This is a genomic window from Pseudotabrizicola sp. 4114 (assembly GCF_031457365.1).
In the GTDB taxonomy this organism is placed as follows: Bacteria; Pseudomonadota; Alphaproteobacteria; order Rhodobacterales; family Rhodobacteraceae; genus Pseudotabrizicola.
Genome location: NZ_JAVDWP010000043.1, coordinates 1 through 1774, shown reverse-complemented (window position 1 = coordinate 1774; position 1774 = coordinate 1). Strand labels below are relative to the sequence as shown.

Annotated in this window: 1 protein-coding gene; it reads right to left on the bottom strand. The window is 64.4% G+C overall.

Annotated features, from left to right (window positions below):
* Positions 1-1774 (bottom strand): thiamine pyrophosphate-binding protein (locus tag J2X53_RS22430; RefSeq protein ID WP_349039703.1); only part of this gene is annotated, 1774 nt, incomplete at both ends.

Below are 1774 nucleotides of genomic sequence, written 5' to 3'. Positions count from 1 at the left end.
CAGATCCGGCGAAACTTTCCAGTCGCGCAGCTTGTACACCGTACCGGGGCGGGGGCGCGGTTTGTCTTCCGGCTCGCGCATCCGGCGCTTGAAGCTGTGGATCGGGGTGGCGCGGTCGTCGATCCGTACCTCCACCACCGACGGGCCGTCATGGGCAAAGGCCCGGTCCAGTGCGGCGCCGATGTCGTCGGGTTTGTCGACATAGATGCCCAGAAGGCCCAGTCCCTGCGCCGCCGCCGCATAGCCGGGCACCGAGCTTTGGGTTTCCAGCTCGGCCGACTGGACGTTCTTGAAATAGATCTCCTGCCACAGCTGGATCCAGCCCAGCTTGCCGTTGTTGATCACCACATTGACGATGCGCTGGTTGTACTGGGCCTGTGTCGCCAGCTCGCCGATGGTATAGGAAAACGCGCCGTCGCCTGCCACCGTCACCACCCTTGCGCCCTTGGCCACCACCGTGGCCGCGCCGATGGCACCGGGCACTGAATAGCCAAGCCCGCCTTGCCCGCGGGCATAGAGGAACTGCCGCTTGGCCTGTTTCGCCGGAATATAGCCCGCGATCCAGCCTGCCGCGAAGGACGCGTCTGAGACCACCACATCATCATCGTCCAACCGTTTTGCAATTTCCGCCATGATGCGCGGCGGCAGCACCGGCACCTGATCGGACACCATTTCCTCGGCCTTCACCGCATTGGCCGCCGCAATGCCTTCGCGGATGCGGGCCATCCAGTCTGGGTGCGCATCTGCCATGCTGTCGCCCAAAGCGGCATCCAGCGCCTCGACGGTTTCGCGTACATCGCCCAGCAGGGCAACCGTGGGGCGGAAGGTGCGGCCATGTTCCAGCGGGTCGAAGTCGATGGTGATCGTTGCCTGCTGCGGGGTGGGAAGGGTCCAGTTCATGCCGGTGTTCTGGCTGACCTTGGAGCCGCACCAGATCACCAGATCGGCCTCTTGGATAAGCTCGATTGCGGCAGACGATCCCAGCGGGTTCAGGACCCCGGCGGCATAGGGCAACGTCTCGGGCACCGAGCCTTTGCCAGACAGGCTGGTCACCACAAGACCGCCCAGCCGGTCGGCAAACCGGCCCACCGCCTTGGTTGCATCCGACCCGTGCACACCGCCGCCACAGACCAGCGCCGGGCGCTTGGCGCGGCGGATCAGTGCAGCGGCCGTGGCCACTTCGCTTTTCGGGGCGACTGAGCGCAGGTAGGGCATGCGGACCGAGCGGTCATCCACCCGGATTTTCAGCAGCTCTTCATCCCAGTCGGCATCAAAGATATCATGCGGAATGATCAGGGCCACCGGCCCCGGCCGGGGCGCGGTGGCGATCCGGAAGGCGGTGCGGATCAGTTCCGGCAACGAGGCCACCGACGGCACCAGAAACGCCTCTTTCGAGCAGGTCTTGAAGAAGGACAACTGGTCAAAGCCTTGACTGGCGATGCCTTTTTCCTTCAGCGGCAACCAGTCCAGCGGCAATTCGCCAATGATCCCGATCATCGGGATCGAGGCATTCAGCGCCTCCAGAAACCCCGCAGGCAGCAGGTTTGCACCCGGACCCACGGTCACGTCACACACCCCGGGCTTGCCGGTCAACCGGGCGTAAGCATCGGCGGCATAGGCCGCGTTGCGCTCATCGCGCATCAGAATGTGGCGAATGCGGTCAGTGCGCCGCGAAATGCCATCGTGCAGGGCGGTGGTCTGCCCGCCGGGCATCCCGAACACATACTCGACCCCGTATTGGGCAAGCATTTCGGCAACCAGATCACCGATATGA